A 532-nucleotide genomic window follows, 5' to 3' on the forward strand; every position below is an offset into this window, starting at 1 on the left:
GGATTTTTTGCATACTTAAATAGAGAATCAAATACAACAGAACTTTTAGAAGATAGTTCAAAAGATGAATTTGGACAGATGGCAAAAGTAGTAAATGAGAATATTATAAAAACAAAAGCAGGAATAGAAGAAGATAGAAAACTAATAGATGAAACAATATCTGTTTTAAGTGAATTTGAACAAGGTGATTTATGTCAAAGATTAAATATTAGTGTTTCAAATCCAGCTTTGATGCAATTAAAAGATGTTTTAAATAATATGGCAAATACTCTTGAACTAAATATTGATAATGTACTAAAAATCTTGGAACAATACTCAAACTATAACTACCTAAATAAAATCTCAACTAAAAATCTAAAAGAACATCTTTTAAAACTATCAAGCGGAGTAAATAGTTTAGGTGACTCAATAACTCAAATGTTAGTTGAAAATAAATCAAATGGATTAACATTAGATAAAAGTTCAAATGTACTATTAGGAAATGTAGATAAATTGAATTTAAGTTCAAATGAAGCAGCAGCTTCTTTGGAAG

General features: G+C 25.9%; 1 pseudogene. It reads left to right on the forward strand.

Going from position 1 to position 532, the window contains the following annotated elements:
- Window positions 1–532 (forward strand): annotated as a pseudogene (locus CRU91_RS12090) (methyl-accepting chemotaxis protein); the annotation flags it as partial.

Origin of the sequence: Aliarcobacter vitoriensis (assembly GCF_003316695.1) — a bacterium.
In the GTDB taxonomy this organism is placed as follows: domain Bacteria; phylum Campylobacterota; class Campylobacteria; order Campylobacterales; family Arcobacteraceae; genus Aliarcobacter; species Aliarcobacter vitoriensis.